Annotated in this window: 14 protein-coding genes and 1 tRNA gene; 5 read left to right on the top strand and 10 right to left on the bottom strand. The window is 69.6% G+C overall.

Features of this window, described 5'->3' with window-relative positions; genetic code table 11:
• Window positions 1-67 precede the first annotated feature (67 nt).
• On the top strand, window positions 68-2,359 hold the full coding sequence (locus tag HZ992_RS14455) for a UvrD-helicase domain-containing protein (RefSeq protein ID WP_245213500.1): 2,292 nt from the start codon (window positions 68-70) through the stop codon (window positions 2,357-2,359).
• Window positions 2,360-2,472: 113 nt separating this feature from the next.
• Window positions 2,473-2,973, top strand: a complete 501-nt coding sequence (locus HZ992_RS14450) for a TlpA family protein disulfide reductase (RefSeq protein ID WP_209382536.1) — start codon at window positions 2,473-2,475, stop codon at window positions 2,971-2,973.
• Here HZ992_RS14450 and HZ992_RS14445 read toward each other — a convergent pair whose 3' ends face one another.
• Complete coding sequence (locus HZ992_RS14445) at window positions 2,974-3,591, bottom strand: hypothetical protein (RefSeq protein ID WP_209382535.1); 618 nt, start codon at window positions 3,589-3,591, stop codon at window positions 2,974-2,976.
• A 153-nt stretch (window positions 3,592-3,744) separates the two neighbouring features.
• On the opposite strand from HZ992_RS14445, the gene HZ992_RS14440 reads away from it, so the two are divergent.
• Window positions 3,745-4,626: a hypothetical protein gene (locus HZ992_RS14440; protein WP_209382534.1), complete on the top strand. Its 882-nt coding sequence runs from the start codon at window positions 3,745-3,747 to the stop codon at window positions 4,624-4,626.
• Between the two features lie 136 nt (window positions 4,627-4,762).
• Here the strand turns inward: HZ992_RS14440 and HZ992_RS14435 are convergent, their stop codons facing one another.
• The 6 genes from HZ992_RS14435 to HZ992_RS14410 all read right to left on the bottom strand — a co-directional run bounded on the left by HZ992_RS14435 (window position 4,763) and on the right by HZ992_RS14410 (window position 9,931).
• A complete protein-coding gene (locus tag HZ992_RS14435) occupies window positions 4,763-5,563 on the bottom strand; it encodes a DUF1269 domain-containing protein (RefSeq protein WP_209382533.1) in 801 nt (266 codons plus the stop codon).
• A gap of 52 nt (window positions 5,564-5,615) precedes the next feature.
• A complete protein-coding gene (locus HZ992_RS14430; protein WP_209382532.1) occupies window positions 5,616-6,302 on the bottom strand; it encodes a PRC-barrel domain-containing protein in 687 nt (228 codons plus the stop codon).
• A 117-nt stretch (window positions 6,303-6,419) separates the two neighbouring features.
• Window positions 6,420-6,734 (bottom strand): chaperone modulator CbpM, encoded by a 315-nt coding sequence (locus HZ992_RS14425; protein ID WP_209382531.1) that lies wholly within the window; start codon window positions 6,732-6,734, stop codon window positions 6,420-6,422.
• The gene (locus tag HZ992_RS14420) at window positions 6,734-7,705 is read right to left on the bottom strand and encodes a DnaJ C-terminal domain-containing protein (RefSeq protein ID WP_209382530.1); all 972 of its coding nucleotides are present in this window, start codon (window positions 7,703-7,705) and stop codon (window positions 6,734-6,736) included. Before HZ992_RS14420 ends, HZ992_RS14425 begins: the two co-directional genes overlap by 1 nt.
• Window positions 7,706-7,841: 136 nt before the next feature.
• Window positions 7,842-8,606 (bottom strand): SOUL family heme-binding protein, encoded by a 765-nt coding sequence (locus tag HZ992_RS14415; RefSeq protein WP_209382529.1) that lies wholly within the window; start codon window positions 8,604-8,606, stop codon window positions 7,842-7,844.
• Window positions 8,603-9,931: a ferredoxin reductase family protein gene (locus HZ992_RS14410; protein WP_209387188.1), complete on the bottom strand. Its 1,329-nt coding sequence runs from the start codon at window positions 9,929-9,931 to the stop codon at window positions 8,603-8,605. The genes HZ992_RS14415 and HZ992_RS14410 overlap by 4 nt, the downstream gene beginning before the upstream one ends.
• 187 nt (window positions 9,932-10,118) lie before the next feature.
• Here HZ992_RS14410 and HZ992_RS14405 point away from each other — a divergent pair, with 187 nt between their 5' ends.
• Entirely contained in the window at window positions 10,119-11,663 is a 1,545-nt protein-coding gene (locus HZ992_RS14405) for a serine/threonine protein kinase (protein ID WP_209382528.1), read from the top strand.
• A gap of 131 nt (window positions 11,664-11,794) precedes the next feature.
• Complete coding sequence (locus HZ992_RS14400) at window positions 11,795-12,424, top strand: exopolysaccharide biosynthesis protein (RefSeq protein ID WP_209382527.1); 630 nt, start codon at window positions 11,795-11,797, stop codon at window positions 12,422-12,424.
• A gap of 120 nt (window positions 12,425-12,544) precedes the next feature.
• On the opposite strand, the gene HZ992_RS14395 is transcribed toward HZ992_RS14400, so the two are convergent.
• The 3 genes from HZ992_RS14395 to HZ992_RS14385 form a co-directional block, all read right to left on the bottom strand.
• Window positions 12,545-13,042 carry a CIA30 family protein gene (locus HZ992_RS14395; RefSeq protein ID WP_209382526.1) on the bottom strand — a complete coding sequence of 166 codons (498 nt, stop codon included), beginning with the start codon at window positions 13,040-13,042 and terminating at the stop codon, window positions 12,545-12,547.
• Between the two features lie 290 nt (window positions 13,043-13,332).
• Window positions 13,333-13,408 (bottom strand) — tRNA-Asn (locus HZ992_RS14390).
• Between the two features lie 34 nt (window positions 13,409-13,442).
• Window positions 13,443-15,617, bottom strand: coding sequence for a TonB-dependent siderophore receptor (locus HZ992_RS14385; protein ID WP_209382525.1), 2,175 nt, complete (start codon window positions 15,615-15,617; stop codon window positions 13,443-13,445).
• Window positions 15,618-15,656 lie beyond the last annotated feature (39 nt).

The raw sequence follows: 15,656 nt of genomic DNA, 5'->3' as shown, positions 1-15,656 counted from the left end.
CGCCCCGCACGACGACCCCGCGATTCCTCTGTTCGAGGAGCACGAGGCGGCCGCGCCGCCGCCCGACATGGGCGGCCTGCTGCGCGGGCTGAACCCGGAGCAGCTCGCCGCGGTCACGCTGCCGGCGCGCCCGGCGCTGATCCTCGCCGGCGCGGGCTCGGGCAAGACGCGCGTGCTGACCACGCGCATCGCCTGGCTGATCAGCAACGGCATGGTCTCGCCGGCCGGCGTGATGGCGGTGACCTTCACCAACAAGGCGGCCAAGGAGATGCTCACGCGGCTGGCCGCGATGCTGCCGCTGCCGGTGCGCGGCATGTGGGTGGGCACCTTTCACGGCCTGTGCAACCGCTTCCTGCGTGCGCACTGGAAGCTCGCCGCGCTGCCGCAGGGCTTCCAGATCCTCGACTCGGCCGACCAGCTTTCGGCCGTCAAGCGCGTCATCAAGGCGATGAACCTCGACGAGGAGCGCTACGTGCCCAAGCAGGTCACGTGGTTCATCGCCGCGCAGAAGGAAGACGGCCTGCGCCCGAAGGACGTGGAGGTGCGCGACGAACTCACCCGCGTGATGGTGCAGGTCTACCAGGGCTACGAGGAGCAGTGCCAGCGCGAGGGCGTGGTCGACTTCGCCGAGCTGATGCTGCGCACCTACGAGCTGATGCGCGACAACGCGGCGCTGCGCGACCACTACCGGCGGCGCTTCTCGCACATCCTCGTCGACGAATTCCAGGACACGAACAAGCTGCAATACGCCTGGCTGAAGATGTTCGCCGGCCCGCACGCGGCGGTGTTCGCCGTCGGCGACGACGACCAGAGCATCTACGCCTTCCGCGGCGCGCAGGTCGGCAACATGAGCGCCTTCGAGCGCGAGTTCAAGGTCGAGCAGGTCATCAAGCTGGAGCGCAACTACCGCAGCTTCGGCAACATCCTCGACACCGCCAACGAGCTGATCTCGCACAACGAGAAGCGCCTGGGCAAGAACCTCACCACCGACGCCGGTGCCGGCGAGCCGGTGCGCGTGCACGAGGCGACCAGCGACTTCGCCGAGGCACAGTGGTTCGTCGAGGAAGCGCAGCAGCTGCACCGCGACGGCATCCCGCGCAGCAGCATCGCGCTGCTCTACCGCAGCAATGCGCAGAGCCGCGTGCTGGAAAGCGCGCTGTTCAACGCCGGCATGCCGTACAAGGTCTACGGCGGGCTGCGCTTCTTCGAGCGCGCCGAGGTGAAGCACGCGCTGAGCTACCTGCGCCTGATCGAGAACCCGAACGACGACACCAGCTTCCTGCGCGTGGTGAACTTCCCGACGCGCGGCATCGGCGCGCGCACGGTCGAGCTCCTGCAGGACGCGGCTCGCGCCAGCGGACGCAGCCTGACCCAGAGCGTCGGCGCGGTGGCGGGCAAGGGCGGAGCCAACCTGCAGGCCTTCGTGGCGCTGATCGACGCGATGCGCGATGCGACCAAGGGGCTGTCGCTGCGCGAGATCATCGAGCACATGCTGCACGCCTCCGGCCTGGTGGACTTCTACAAGACCGACAAGGAAGGCAAGGACCGGCTCGAGAACTTGGAGGAGCTGGTCAACGCCGCCGAGGCCTTCGTCACGCAGGAAGGTTTCGGCAAGGACGCGGTGGCGCTGCCGGTGGACGAGCAGGGCACGGCGATCGAGCAGGTGCCCGATGCCGAGACCGGCGAGATCATGTCGCCGCTGGCCGCCTTCCTGACGCACGCTTCGCTGGAGGCCGGCGACAACCAGGCGCAGGCCGGGCAGGACGCGATCCAGCTGATGACGGTGCACTCGGCCAAGGGCCTGGAGTTCGACGCGGTGTTCATCACCGGCCTCGAGGAAGGCCTGTTCCCGCACGAGAACAGCCTGGCCGACCACGACGGACTCGAAGAAGAGCGTCGGCTGATGTACGTGGCCATCACGCGCGCGCGCAAGCGCCTGTACCTGAGCTTCAGCCAGACGCGCATGCTGCACGGCCAGACGCGCTACAACGTGAAGAGCCGCTTCTTCGACGAGCTGCCCGAGGCCTGCCTGAAGTGGATCACGCCACGCAACCAGGGCTTCGGCTCGGGTTTCGCGCGGGAGTACCAGCAGGCCTGGCAACGCGGCTCGGGGCTGGGCTCGATCGTCGGCGCGGGGCGCGTCGAGCCGCGGCCGGCGAGCAGCTATCCGTCGGCCCCGAAGACGAGCACCGCGCACGGCCTGCGCACCGGGCAGAGCGTGTTCCACACCAAGTTCGGCGAGGGCGTGATCCTCACGCTCGAGGGCAGCGGCGAGGACGCACGCGCCCAGGTCAACTTCGGCCGCCACGGCATGAAGTGGCTGGCGCTGTCGGTGGCCAAGCTCACGCCGGTGAACTGATCCGCGGCGGCGGCGAATCCTGCGCACAAGCTCACGTGCAGCGTGGTGACCGGTAAGGCGGCGCGCCGTCGGCCGACCGAGCGCGGTGGGACGGTCCCACGCAGGAGTGCCAAGTGGTCGGAATCTGGAAGCGCGCCGCGGCGCTGGCGCTGTTGAGCCTCTTCGCCGTGTTCGCCCAGGCGGAGGGCGCGCCTTTCAAGCTGAGCGGCAGCACCCTGGCCGGACAGCCCTTCAGCAGCGAGGCGCAGCGTGGCAAGGTGCTCATGCTCTTCTACTGGAGCACCGACTGCGCGGTGTGCCGCTCCAAGATGGCCGAGCTACGCGCCAACGCCCAGGGCTGGCGAAGCAAGCCTTTCGAACTGGTGCTGATCAGCGAGGACCGGCGCCGCGACGACCTGCTGGCCTACGACAAGGCCTGGAAGTCCACGCAGGACCCGGCGCTCAACCCGCCCAGCTTGTGGGCCGGCGACGCCGGCTTCGTTGATTCGCTGAGCCGGCGTCCGAATCGGCTGCCGTTCACGGTCGTGCTCGACGCGCAGGGCATCGAACGCGCTCGCTTCGAAGGGCGCATTCCCGCCGAGGCCTGGGATGCGGTGGCCGAACTGCTGCCCTGATTACTCGGTGGTCGAGATGTCGACCACCTTGCCGCTGCGCGGCTCGACCTGGCAGCGGTAGCTGAACGGGATCAGGTTCATGCCCGGCGCGCGCTCCACCGAGCCCTTGCCGACGAGCTCGACGCGGCCGTTCGTGCCCGGCTGCATGCGCCGTGAATCGGCGCCGAAGTTGATGCGGCCCACGCGCGGATGCTGGCGTTTCAGCGCACCGGCCGCGGCGGCCTCGCAAGCCTCGGGCGACACGTTGGTGAGGTCGGGCTCGAAAGCCTTCTCGGGCGCCGCGCGCGTCGCGCCGGCATCGCGGAAGACCACGCCGGAGGTGGCGTCCGACGCCGCGTTGTAGGCACAGCTGTAAGTGAAGCTCACGCTGCCGGCGGTGCCCTTGTAGCGGCCTTCGCCCTTGATGGCCGTCTCGTCGTCGCCGCTGGGCAGCGCCACGCGCTTGGCGGCGAGGAACTGCACTTCCTTCGCATCGCGGCCCCGCATGCGGCGAATCGTCTCGCTGACCTCCGTCTCGCAACGGTCGGTGGCCTTGGCAGTGTCGGCGGGTGCAGCGCTCACGGGCAGCGCCACGGTGGCGAACAAGGCGCTGGCGAGCAGGGTCGGTAGCTTGAGCATGGGCAAGGGCGGTGAAGCTTCTGCGAGTGACAGCGATGGTGGCCGCATTGTCGCGCCCGGGCAAGGGCCCATGACAGTAACACCTGTGCTGCGAACGCGGGGTGTGCCGTGCTCGTGCGCTGTTCCACAATCGGGCCACTGCGGGAGCACAGATTGAACGACAAGGAAACCGTCGGTTCTCACTCGGCGGCCGAGGTGATGGAGGGCCGGCGCACGGCCATGCGCCGATTGTGGCTGCTGGCCACGGCCACACTGGCCGGTTGTGGCGGCGGATCCGCTGCCAGCCCTCCCGCACCCGCACCTGCACCCGCACCCGCACCTGCACCTGCACCTGCACCTGCACCTGCACCTGCACCTGCACCTGCACCTGCACCTGCACCTGCACCCGGGGCGCCGGCCCTCGGCGCGCATCAGCTGGTGTTCAACCGCGACGGGGTGTCGGTGTCGCCGCTGTCCACCTCCGCCCTGAGCACCGCAGCCGGCGGCAGCACGCTGCTGGCCTGCGTGGGCCGCGGCGTGGTGTCGGCCCATGGCGCGCCGACCGACAACAAGGGCAACACCTTCGTGCAGCTCGGCACGACGCACACCTACACCTTGTGGACCAGCTCGGGCACGGCGCTCTATGCCTGCGAGCAGGCCAGCGGCGGCGCCGGCCATGTGGTCACCGCGGCCAAGCCGCAACCGAGCGACGAGACCACGCTCAGCGTGATCGAGGTCACCGGCGGCGGGCTCGTGCGACCGGCGCAGTGGCGCGAGGTGCTGGCCGGCTCGCCGCTGACCAGTGCGAGCATCACCACCACCGGTCCGGCCCTGCTGGTCGCCTGGTGGTGGGGCGACGCCGGGGTGCAGTCCGACAAGACCGCGGTGCCCGACAACGGCTTCAGCGTCGTCGACTCCGTGCTGGCCTCTGGGGCCCTGGTGCAATGTGCCGTGGCGGTGCGCCAGGTCAGCGCCGCCGGGACCTACAACGTCACCTGGAGCGCCACGCCCATGCAAGGCGCGCAACTCTGGATCGTGGCGGTGCAGTCGGCCTGAGCCCCGGTCGAGATGCCCGGGCTGCTGCCCAAACGAGCGAACCGTCGCAGCGCGAGGCCCCACAAGGGGCTCCGCGCTGATTCCACCAGTTGTGCACAGGCTTCTCCACTGCCGCTGTGGACAAGCCTGCGCTGGCTCAGGCGGCCAAGGCTTCCTTGGTCAGGCTCCAGGCCTGGGCCAGCTTGGCGCCCCGGGCGTGGTAGGCGTTCTTCACCCGCTTGACACGATCCTCGATCCTCGCCTTGGCGCTGGCCTGGGCCTGGGCCAGTTGCAGCTTGAGCGATTCGGCCTTGGCATCGGCTTCCTGCTTGAGGGTCTCGACCCGTTGCCGGGCCCGCTGCATGGCCGTGTCCAGGCGGGCCTTCGCCGCGTCGAGCTGGGCCTGCAGCCGGGTCTTGGCAGCGCCGCTGGCGTGGGAGGCCTCGGACTCGAGTTCGCGGATCTCCGCCTTGACCGTGACGATGTCGTGGTCGAACTGGGCCTCGGCGAGTTCCGAGCGCGAGCGGCGGAACACCTGGCCGCCCACGGCCTCGAGCGCCGAATCGACGGGGATGACCCACTCCTCCTCGATCTCGGCCACCAGCGCGACCTTGCCGGGCAGCACGCGGGACTGAGCTTCCTCGATGAAGTCCAGCCCCACACCGGCGACCCAGAAGTCGCGCACGGCACCCGCCACCGTGCCCGTCACGGCACCGACGGCCAGGCCCATCGGTCCGCCGATCAGGCCGATCATGCTGCCGACCGCCAGGCCGGTGACGGCACCCAGCGGGCCCGGGTCCATGGACTTCTTGACGGTGATCACGCCCTGCGCGTCCTTGGCCATCACGCCGGTGGCGTACAGCGTGATGTCACCCGCATCGTGCAAGGCGCGAAGCGCCTGGAGGCCGGCGCCTGCGGCCGTTTCGGTGTCGAAGATGGCGACCAGGATCTTGTTCATGAGAGTTCCATTCGAGATGCGTTGATGTTGGTGAAGGCGGTGTCCGGCGCGATCAGCCGGTGGCGGTGTCGATCGACTTGCGCAGGCGGGCGGTGGCCGCGCTGACGCCGGCTTCGAACTCCTTCCAGCGCGTCGCCGTGGCCTGCTTCATCTCGTCGAGCTTGGCCTCGGCCGACTTCACGTCCACCTGGAGCGCGCTGATCTGCAGGTCGATCCTGGCCTTGGCTTCGGTGGCGGCGGCGCCGGCCTTCTTCTCGAGGTCGGCGACCTTCGCCTTGCCCTTGGCGATGTCCTTGTCGGCCGCGGCGACGAACTGGTCGCGCCGGGCGGTGTCGTTCGCGTAGGCGAACTCGGGCAGGGCCTTGATCATCTCCTTGGTCGCGCCGGCCATCACCAGCTCGCCCGCCTGGTTCTGAATACGCGACACCGGGATGGCCACGTCGTGCCGGCCGATGCCGATGAAGCCGCCCGCGCCGACGATCACGTACGAGACGTTCTTGTCGGGCGAGATGATCAGGTCGTCCACCTTGCCGACCTTCTGGCCGGCGTCGTTGTAGATCGTCTTGCCCAGCAAGGTCTTCTTGACGCTCCAGCCCATGGCGATCTGAGTGGACTCGGTGATGCTGGCCTCGACGGTGGTGGTGCCGCCGGCGATCTGGGCCGAGGCGATGGGCGTGACGCACAGCGTCGCCGCGAAAGCCGAGGTGGCCAGCGCGAGGCTGGAAAGATGCTTCTTCATGATGCGGTTCCTCAGGTGTGAATGAAAGCGGCGCATCAATGACGGGCGCCGCGTCACCACGCTTGTAGGGTCATCCACGCGGTGCGTCTGTTCGACAGCGCACGCGTGCCTCGCGGATCAACGGCATCGCAGCCGCGCGCGCAACCGTTCGATCTCGCTCAACAGGTCCATCACCAGGGCCGCGCCCGACACGCCCAGTTCGAGATCGCGGGACAGCCTCAGCGCCGTGCGCGTGCTCCGCAAGGCGCTGCCGCTGAACTGCCAGTCTTCCGGGCGCTGGCCGGTCGGCTGCAGCAGGCCTTCGTCGATCAGGGCCTGCACCTGCTCGGCCTGCGCGCCGCTGGCGCGGCACAGCGCGCTCAGGGTGAAGACGATCTGCTCTTCGACGACGACGCCGTGCGCCGTGCGGACTTCGGGTGCATGCGTGGCCATCAAGCCTCCAGTGCGGTGCGTGGGTCGAACCCGGGGAAGGCATCGGCGAAGCTGGCATAGGCCTGCTTCTGCGGTTCGGTGAGCGCCGGGGGCAGCGCGATCGACAGCACCGCGTAGAGGTCGCCCGGCGGTGCGCCGGGCAGGCCGCGGCCCTTCAGGCGCAAGCGGCGCCCGGCGGTCGACGACGAGGGCACGCTGAGCTCCACCGCGCCGTCGGGCGTGGGCACGGTGACCGAGGCGCCGAGCGCCGCCTCCCAGGGTGCGACCGGCAGATCGAGATGCAGGTCGCCCCCGTCCAGCCGGAACAGCGGATGCGGCAGCACGTGGATCTCCAGGTACAGGTCGCCCGCCGGCGCGCCGCCCTGGCCCGGGCTGCCCTGGCCCGCCAGGCGCAGGTGCTGTCCTTCTCGCACTCCCTTCGGGATGCCGACCTCGAGCTGATGCTCCTGCAGCGTGGTCTGCCCCGCGGCATCGACCACCGGCCGGCGCAGGGAGATCGTGCGCCGGGCGCCATGGCAGGCATCCATCAGATCGATCGACACCTTGGCGTGGTGGTCCTGCCCCTGCATCGCGCTGGCGGCCTGCCGCCGCAGCCCCTCGCTGCCCGCGCGCCCGAACAGCGATTCGAAGAAGGCGCTGAAATCTCGTGCATCAGCGCCATCGGCATGCCGGCCCGCGGTGCCTTGCTGACCGCGGCCACTGAACTCGAAGCCGCTGTCCCAGCCGGGCGGCGGCTCGAAGGGGCGCCCGCTGGCATGGCGCTGCGCGATGTCGTCGTAGGCGGCGCGGCGTTCGGCGTCGATCAGGGCCTCGTGCGCTTCGGCCACGTCCTTGAAGCGTGCCTCGGCATCGGCTTCCTTGCTCACGTCGGGGTGGTACTTGCGGGCCAGCTTGCGGTAGGCGCGCTTGATCTCGTCCTGCGTGGCCGTGCGCGCGACGCCCAGGGTGGCGTAGTAGTCCTTGAACTCCATGTCGGGCTCTCGAAAGGGGTTGCCGCCAGCGAGGGTGGCACCCGCCGCAGCATCACGATCGGCGGCGCGGGCCGAAGCGTCTGTGCGCTGGCGCACCGTGGGCCGGCGCCAGCGGCCGCACCCGGCGCGCGAGCGCTCAGGGCAACTGCAGCCAGATCTCGTTGCGGCGCAGGAACCAGGGCGTGAATGGCGGGTTGTAGCGGGCATAGACCGCGTCACCCGACCACGTCAGATCGGCCGCGCGCAAGGCGGCCTGCAGTTTCGCCAGGTGGGTGGCATCGTTCGATGCCGACCACAGACCCGAGTAGCGGATCACCGCCACGCGGATCGCCGCCACCTCGCGCAATAGCACGCGTGCGTCCAGCGGCTCGGGCGCGGTGGCTGGCGTCACGCCCCGCGGCAGCACGAACTGCACGACGAAGCCGCCCGGCGCGGCCGTCTGCGTGACGGGGGACGTCATGTCCAGCTTCACGGGCACCGCCGCCTGCGTCACCGGCGCCGTCATGGCGAACTTCCGTTCCCCCTTGTTCTTGCCGAAGATGTAGCCGGCCAGGATCGGGAAGGCCTGGCTGCCGGCTTCGCTCGCCGGGCCGGCCACGAGCACCTCGGCCACGGTGTACGGCGCGTATTCGCGCACCTCGATGCCTTCGAGCCGGCGAACGACCTGGTACGCGGGCTCTTCGATGGCGAGGCTGGGCATGGCGATGGCGGTCAGGGCAAAGGCGCAGAGCGTTTTCAAGAACCGAGCGAGACGATTCAGCGAACCTTGAAGGCATGTCATCGGCTCGAGGATCCCACACACTGCCGTGTCGTGCCGGGCCGCTGTGCGCGAGCCCGCTTGGCCGCCGACCTGGTCTACCAGCCGGGCGGTCGCCAGCCGGCATTGACGCGCCGCGTTCATCGCATGTTGAAGAGTTCCTGGTGGAAGTCGCGGCCGTTCAGGCCCGTGGCGACCAGGTCGTGGCGCAGCGTGCTGCCGAACGCCGCGGGGCCGCAGAACCAGATGTCGGCCGCGCGCCAGTCGGGAACGAGGGAGCGCAGCCGATCTGCGCTCAGGCGGCCGTCCACCGCATCCACCATGAGGTGCAGTCGAACGTGGGCTGCGCGCGCCGCCGCGCGAAGCCGGGCGAAGGCGGCCTCATCGACATCGCCCGTGGTGTGGAACAGGTCGATCGTCTTGCCGTCGGGCAGCTTCGCCAGGTGCTGCAGCCGCGCGATGAAGGGCGTGATGCCGATCCCGCCGCCCACCCAGATCTGCCGCGGCTTGCGGCCCTCGAACTTGAACTGGCCGTACGGGCCCTCGACTCTCAGCAGGTCGCCGGGATGCAGCAGGCCCGGCAGCGCCTTCGTGTAGTCGCCCAGTCCCTTGATGAGGAAGCTCATGCGGCCGTCACCCGACCAGGGCGAGGTGATGGTGAAAGGGTGCGCCCCTTCACTCGCATCGAAGCGCACGAAGGCGAACTGCCCCGGCTCGTGGCCTGCCCAGCGGCTCTTGAGTTGCACGGCGACCTCGAGCACGTCGAGCCCGGCATGGGTGCCGATCGTCTCCACCACGCCGACGGCCTGGCGGCTGCGGCCGACGGTGCCGAACAGCACCATCCCTGCCGCGATGCTTCCCGCGGCCATCAGCAAGGCCATCACGATGCCCACGGCTTGCGTCCAGCTGCTGTCCTGGGTCAGCACCACCGCGTGGAACACCAGCACCAGGTAGACCACCGGCAGCAGGCGGTGGGTCTGGAAGAAGCGGCGGTAGGGAAACTGCTTCAGCAGGGCCAGGGCGATCAGCACGATCAGCGCATAGAAGGCCCACTCGCCCACGCTTTCGGCCGCGCCGCGCAGGCCGTGCAGTTGTTGCAGGATCGGGTTGTCGGGCAGCGCGCCGCGCTCGCGGGGCGGGCGGACGAGCCAGCCGAGCGCCACGGCCCACTTCGGCGCCTCCACCCACAGCCAGTGGCTGATCGCCATCACGCCAGCCGAGATGCCCAGCCACTTGTGCAGGCGGTACATCTTGTCGAGCCCGCCCAGCCAGGGCTCGAAGACCACCGGCCGGGTGGCCAGCACCATCGCCACGCTCATCAGGCCCAGGGCCAAGGTGCCGGTGCCCTGCAACGAGGGCGGCCGCAGCGCGAACACGTCGAACGCCACACCGGCGAAGGGCATCGACGCGAGCCAGAGCGTCAGCAGCGCGGCGATCGTGCCGGACAGAGCCCACTGGATGGGGCTGATGCGGCCTGCGCCGGCAGGCATCCAAGGGTACTTGTCCATGAACGGCTCCAAGGGGGGCGACGGCCGGATCGGCCGTGGGGTCGAAGGCAATGTGCGCGAAGGGGTCATTGCGGTCTGTGGGGTGGCGCACCGACCGTGCCGAAGGTCTGGCCTAACTTGCCCCTTTGCAGCCTCAGAAGTCGTGCCCATGATCCCGATGCCCCAACTGACCGACGCCGTTCCGCAGGCCTTGCCCGTGGGTGCGGCCGTCGGCAGCTTCGTGCTTCGTGGCGAGCACTCACGAGATGCCTTCGGCATTCGGTATCTGGCGACCGCGAGTTCGTCCGGGGGCGAGGTGCTGATCGAGGAGTTCGCGCCGGCGGGCATGTCGGTGCGTGAAGCCTCGGGCCTGCTGGCGCCCCTCTCACCTGCACACGCAGCGTTGTGGGATGAAGGCTTGCAGGCTTTCGTGCAGGAGTCGCAGGTGCTCGGCGGTGCCCTGCACCCGGCACTCATGCGTGTCGCCTCGCTGTGGCGGATCCGCGGCACGGCGTTCCGAATGTGGCCGCGTGTCGAGGGGCGAACGCTGGCCGAGGTCTGCGAGACGATGGACGAGCCGCCCACCGAAGACTGGCTGCACAGCCTGATCGTGCCGCTGCTCGACGCCCTCGAGAGCCTGCACGGCGCGGGCTGGGTGCACGGCAATGTCCGTCCCGGCCAGATCCTGATGCGTGACGATGGCCGGCCGATGCTGCTCGACACGGGCGCTGTGCAAAAGACCATCGGCCCGCGCATGCTGCAACACCCGGCGTGGCCGGAACCGGGTTTTCGCCCCCCCGAACTCGACGACGGCGCGAACGGGCAGGTGCCGGGGCCGTGGTCCGACCTGTACTCGCTCGCTGCCGTGGCGCGGTTCTGCATGCAGGCGCCGTGCAGCGCGCAGGACTGGCAGCCGCTGGCCGGCCGATCGGGCGAGCATGAGGGCAGTCGTTTCGTCGCCGTGCTGGAGCGGGCGCTGCTCAGCGATACCCAGAAGCGGCCCGCATCGGTGGCCGTGTTCCGCCGGCAGTGGCTGGCCGCTGCCCCGACCGTGGCGGCGGTCCCGGTGCAGACGCTGCCGGTCAGCCGCCGTGCGGCATCGGACTTCGGGGACGATGCGATCGACGACGAGAGCACGCTGGAGCCCCGGCCTGCATGGCTCGAGCCGATGCACGCGGATCGGCCGTGGGAACAGGAAGGGTTCCAGGCGCCCCGCGCCCGCCGCTGGCCCAAGCTCGTGGCCGGCGGGTTGGGCGTGATCATGCTTGCGGTGGTGGCGGCCTATCAACTCAACGGTGACCAAGCCGAAACCAGGTCAGTGGCGAGCGCCGCCGACCTGGCTGCGGCGCCGTTGCCGCCGAGGAGCCCGCCTGCATCGGGACAGGTGCTTGAAGCAACACCCGAGCGCGGCGACAGCCCGATCGCGATCAAGGCCCTGGCGGATCCGGAACCTGTGCCGGTGCAGCAGCCGCAACTGGCCACTGCGCCGCCTTCCGCGCTGGGCGACGTGCGTGCCCGCGTCGAAGCGCCATTGCCTCGCCCGCTGCCCTCGGCGCCCGCCGTGCCGGCAGTTGCCACCACGCCGGAGGCCGCGTGTGCGCCCCGGACGCAGTTCGCGCTGTACCGCTGCATGAAGACCCAGTGCGAACAGCGCCGCTTTGCCGAACACGCGCAGTGCGTGCAGCTTCGCCTGACCGACGAGCCACCGGGCTGAGCCTGCAGGCTGGAAGCGGCCGCCCGCTGCTGCGGGCCGGTATCCTCAGTCCGCCGCGAGCGCCTGAGCGCCACCGTCTCTTTGCTGACTCACCTCGAAATGCATCACGGCAACCCCGTGGTAGCCGTCGCATGACCGCCCCGACTCGTTTCCCAGACTACCAGGCCACGCTGTCGTTGCTGCTTCAGGCATTGGCGCGAGACGACAGCCGCGAGCGAATCTCCATCGGCGACCTGCTGGCGGCGTTGGGCGATCGCGCGCTGGCGGCCCTGCTGTTCGTGTTCGCGGTGCCCAACGTGCTGCCCGTGCCGCCCGGCACGTCGGCCGTCCTGGGTGCCCCCCTGGTCTTCCTTGCCGCGCAACTGGCGTTCGGCCGAAGGCCTTGGCTCCCGGCGGTGATCGCCCGGCGCACGATGACGCATGCCGACTTCGCAGCACTGGTGCGACGCATCGGCCCCTGGCTGGCACGAGCCGAGCGCATGCTGCGCCCTCGTGCGATGGGGCTGGCGCAGCCACCCATGGAGTACCTGATCGGCCTGGTGTGCCTGCTGCTCGCAATCGTGCTGGTGCTGCCCGTTCCGCTCGGCAACATGCTGCCGGCGCTGGCCATCAGCTTGCTCGCGCTGGGTGTGCTGGGGAGGGACGGTCTGTGGGTCCTGGCCGGGCTCGGAATGGCAGCGGTGTCGGCCATCGTCGTGTCTGGCGTGGTGTTCGCCATGTTCAAGGCAGCGGTCTTCTTCGTCACCGAGGTGCTGCGATGAGTCGCCGTCGACGCCGCCAGCCAACGAAGGCTGCCGGCCCTGCGCAGCTGCCCGCTGCGCCGTGAGGCGCGAAGGCGAGCCCACTCGCTGCCACGGTCCTGCGGCGGCCTCTCGCCCGGTTCAGGCGAGACTGATGCGGCGGATGTCGAGCGCGAAGGGGCCCGCCTGGCGTGCAGCGATCATCAGCCCGACCTGGCGGATGCGGGCGGGGTCGAGTGGCGGTGCGCCGGGGAGCTCGCGTCCGCGGAAGCTGGCGCGGAATTCGGACAGTGGCAGATGCAGGGTCTGCCAGACCGTGCCGGCGGGTGCGAAGCTGGCCTGGTAGTTCAGGCTGTCGATGGCGTCGTCGGTCAGGAGGCTGAGCTTGAACTGCTTGTTGCCACCGCGCACTTCGAGCCAACACGTCTCGGCGCCCGGCTGGCCTCGCTCGCCAGGGCCGGATCGAACGGAGGCGAACCCGCCGCCGCGTTCCAGCGAGACATCGCCCTCGAAAACGGCGTGCCCAGCTGGGTCGTGGTGCAGCCTGCTGCGAGACAGGCCGCCCATCACGCGGTCGTCGATGGCATGCCACGCGTTCACGACGTTCGGGTCGGTGAAGTCGAACAGTACCTTGGGCATGGCGGTGGTCGTTGCCCGTGTCGGACGCGGGGTTGCGTCAAGCGTTTGCCGGATCAGGCATCGGTGTTCAGTATGGCGACGATGTCGTGCCGATCGAAGAGCCGGCGCAAGACATCCGGGGGTCGCCGGCATTGAAGTGCAGCCGCTGCACAGGCGGCGAGTCGGTGGCGAGCAGAAGCGCCAGGTCGGTTTGCAGTGCTGGGACTTCAATCGGCGCAGTTCTCGGGCAGCAGCCGAGCCCATGAAGCAAAAAAGTCAGCCGGCGCTAACCGGCTGACTCTTGGCTATCTTGGCTCCCCGACCTGGGCTCGAACCAGGGACCTACGGATTAACAGTCCGGCGCTCTACCGACTGAGCTATCGAGGAACAGCCTCGCATTATAGCTGGCTTTGAAACCGGCCTACAGGTCGGCCTGTACGGACAGGCGCAAGGTTCTCGGCGGCAGCGGGAACAAGTACGCATGACCGAACTGATAGGGCGATTCGCGCCAGGCGCGGCGGTCGGTCAGGTTCTCGACGCCCGCCCGCCAGACCACATTGCTCGTGCCCACGCGGTGCTCATAGCGGGCGCCGAGCTCGGTGCGGGCATGTCCCGGGATCCGTGCGCTGTTGTCGGGAAGCGCCATGCGGCGGCTTTCAGCCATCAGGCCGGCTTGCAGCGACAGGCCGGGCAGGGCGACGACGCGGTAGTCGGCCTGCAACTTCAGCGTTCGCGCCGGTACGTTGGTCGGCTCCTTGCCGTCCACCGCTGGGTCGGTCACGCCCTGCACGCGCGCGCGCAGCCACTGCGCGCCGAAGCGCAACGTCCACGCTTCGAGCCGCGTGGCCACGTTGGCCTCGACGCCGCGGTGGTGCTGCTCGCCATCTGCCTGGCGGACGCAGGAGTTGTCGACATCGCAGGGGCCGATGTCGGCGAACAGCGGCCGGCGGATCTCGAACAGCGCCACCGACCACTCGGCCTGATCGCTGCTGCCCTTGACGCCGAGCTCGGCCTGCCGGCTTTTCAGCGCCGGCAGCGGCTGCCCGGCATTGACGTAGCGGCTGCGGTTGGGCACCACCTCGGAGTCGATGCCGCGGCTCCAGCTCGCGTAGACCAGCTGCTGCGGCGCGAAGGCATGGCTCGCTGCAAAGAAGGGCGTGCTGAACGACTGCGCATAGCCGGTCGGCCGCGAGCCGTCGGTGCGCACGCTCTCGCGGTGCAGCCGCGTGTGGCGCACGCCGAGCCACAGCGTGCTGCGCTCGTCGAACGTGATCGCGTCGCGCAGGCTTAGTTCGGTGCTGCGTTCGTCGCGGTTGGTGTTCTCGTCGTTCGGCACCGGGTTGGCGGGTAGGTCGCGCACACTGCCGTCGATGTTGCCGGTACCGCTGAAGGCGAAGGTCTGCGAACCGAAGCGGTTGCGCACGCGGCCTTTCAGCACCCCCGCGCTCAGCGCGTGCTCGATGGCGCCTGTGCGGACCTTGCCCTGCAGCGACAGGTCCAGCGCGTCGGTGCGGCGTCGTTCGTTCTCGCTGCGGAAGTCGTACAGGTCGAAGTTGCCGTTCGGGCAGTAGCGGTCGGCGTAGTAGGTGCCGTCGGGTTCCGGATCGGGGTCGAAGCAGCCGAAGGGGAAGGCGATGCGGTCGTCGCTGCGCAAGCGTTGTGTCGCGGCATGCGCAGTGAACTGCCAGCCATCGGCCAGCTTCTGGCGCCAGCGCACGGATGCGGTGTCGCCGTCGAGCACGACCGGCTGCGCCCAGGCCTGGTTGTTCAGGTTGAGGCGCGGGTCCACCGGAGCCGGCACGCTGTCGCCGAGCAGGCTGAAACCCGGCACGCTGGGCTGCGAGCGGCGGCTGGTCTCGAGCTCGGCTTCGATCAGCGTGTCGGCGCCGAAGCGCCAGTCGCCAGCCACGGCAAGCAGGCTGCGGCGCCCCTTCGCGTCGCGCACCTTCGGGTCGAGGTGCGCGGCGGCCGCGTTGATGCGCACGCCGAAGGCGTCGGCCACGCCGAAGCGTTGGCTCAGGTCGACCGCAGCCGTCACGCTGCCGGCCTCGCGCCACTCGAGCGAGGCACGGCGCAGCGGGTCGGCCAATGGCCGCTTGACCACGTAGTTCACCAGCCCGCCCGGCGCGCTGGTGCCGGCCTGCAGGCCGCTGGTGCCCTTGAGCACTTCGATCTGCGCCTTGTTGTCCAGAGGGATCGAAGTCTCGGCGTTGATCGGCAGGCCGTCGCGCCGGTAGTTGAAGCGGTTGTCGATGACGAAACCGCGCACCGTCAGGTAGTCCCAGTAGCCCTCGGTGTTGTAGGCGTCGCTCACGGCGGCATCGAAGGCGGTGATGTCGGACAGGCGCTGAACGCCCCGGTCTTTCAACTGCTCCGCGCCGAAGACGCTGGCTTGCAGCGGCGCAAGCGACAGCGGCACGTCGCCCCAGCCGGCCGCCGTGGCGACGGGCGTGGAGCGGCCGAGCACGAGCACCGGCGCGAGCTGGGTCTCGCTGCCCGCGTTCTGTGCCCAGCCGGTCTGGAGGGCAAGGCCGAGTGCCAGCACCAGCGGCGTTCGGGATCGGAAGTAGGTGGGTGGGCGGTGAATGTTTGCCATCGTGGATCCTTGACGGTCGATGGCAGGTCGGCGGGGTCG

Origin of the sequence: Rhizobacter sp. AJA081-3, assembly GCF_017795745.1 — a bacterium.
Lineage (GTDB): Bacteria > Pseudomonadota > Gammaproteobacteria > Burkholderiales > Burkholderiaceae_C > Piscinibacter.
The sequence above is the reverse complement of the archived record's forward strand: the minus strand, read 5'-3'. Positions and strand labels throughout refer to the sequence as shown.

Excerpts from the sequence above, each read along its gene's own strand:
- HZ992_RS14455 (WP_245213500.1), top strand. The coding sequence starts at position 68 with ATGGGCGGCCTGCTGCGCGGGCTGAACCCGGAGCAGCTCGCCGCGGTC.
- HZ992_RS14445 (WP_209382535.1), bottom strand. The coding sequence starts at position 3,591 with ATGCTCAAGCTACCGACCCTGCTCGCCAGCGCCTTGTTCGCCACCGTG.
- HZ992_RS14435 (WP_209382533.1), bottom strand. The coding sequence starts at position 5,563 with ATGAACAAGATCCTGGTCGCCATCTTCGACACCGAAACGGCCGCAGGC.
- HZ992_RS14430 (WP_209382532.1), bottom strand. The coding sequence starts at position 6,302 with ATGAAGAAGCATCTTTCCAGCCTCGCGCTGGCCACCTCGGCTTTCGCG.
- HZ992_RS14425 (WP_209382531.1), bottom strand. The coding sequence starts at position 6,734 with ATGGCCACGCATGCACCCGAAGTCCGCACGGCGCACGGCGTCGTCGTC.
- HZ992_RS14420 (WP_209382530.1), bottom strand. The coding sequence starts at position 7,705 with ATGGAGTTCAAGGACTACTACGCCACCCTGGGCGTCGCGCGCACGGCC.
- HZ992_RS14415 (WP_209382529.1), bottom strand. The coding sequence starts at position 8,606 with ATGAACGCGGCGCGTCAATGCCGGCTGGCGACCGCCCGGCTGGTAGAC.
- HZ992_RS14405 (WP_209382528.1), top strand. The coding sequence starts at position 10,119 with ATGATCCCGATGCCCCAACTGACCGACGCCGTTCCGCAGGCCTTGCCC.
- HZ992_RS14400 (WP_209382527.1), top strand. The coding sequence starts at position 11,795 with ATGACCGCCCCGACTCGTTTCCCAGACTACCAGGCCACGCTGTCGTTG.
- HZ992_RS14395 (WP_209382526.1), bottom strand. The coding sequence starts at position 13,042 with ATGCCCAAGGTACTGTTCGACTTCACCGACCCGAACGTCGTGAACGCG.
- HZ992_RS14385 (WP_209382525.1), bottom strand. The coding sequence starts at position 15,617 with ATGGCAAACATTCACCGCCCACCCACCTACTTCCGATCCCGAACGCCG.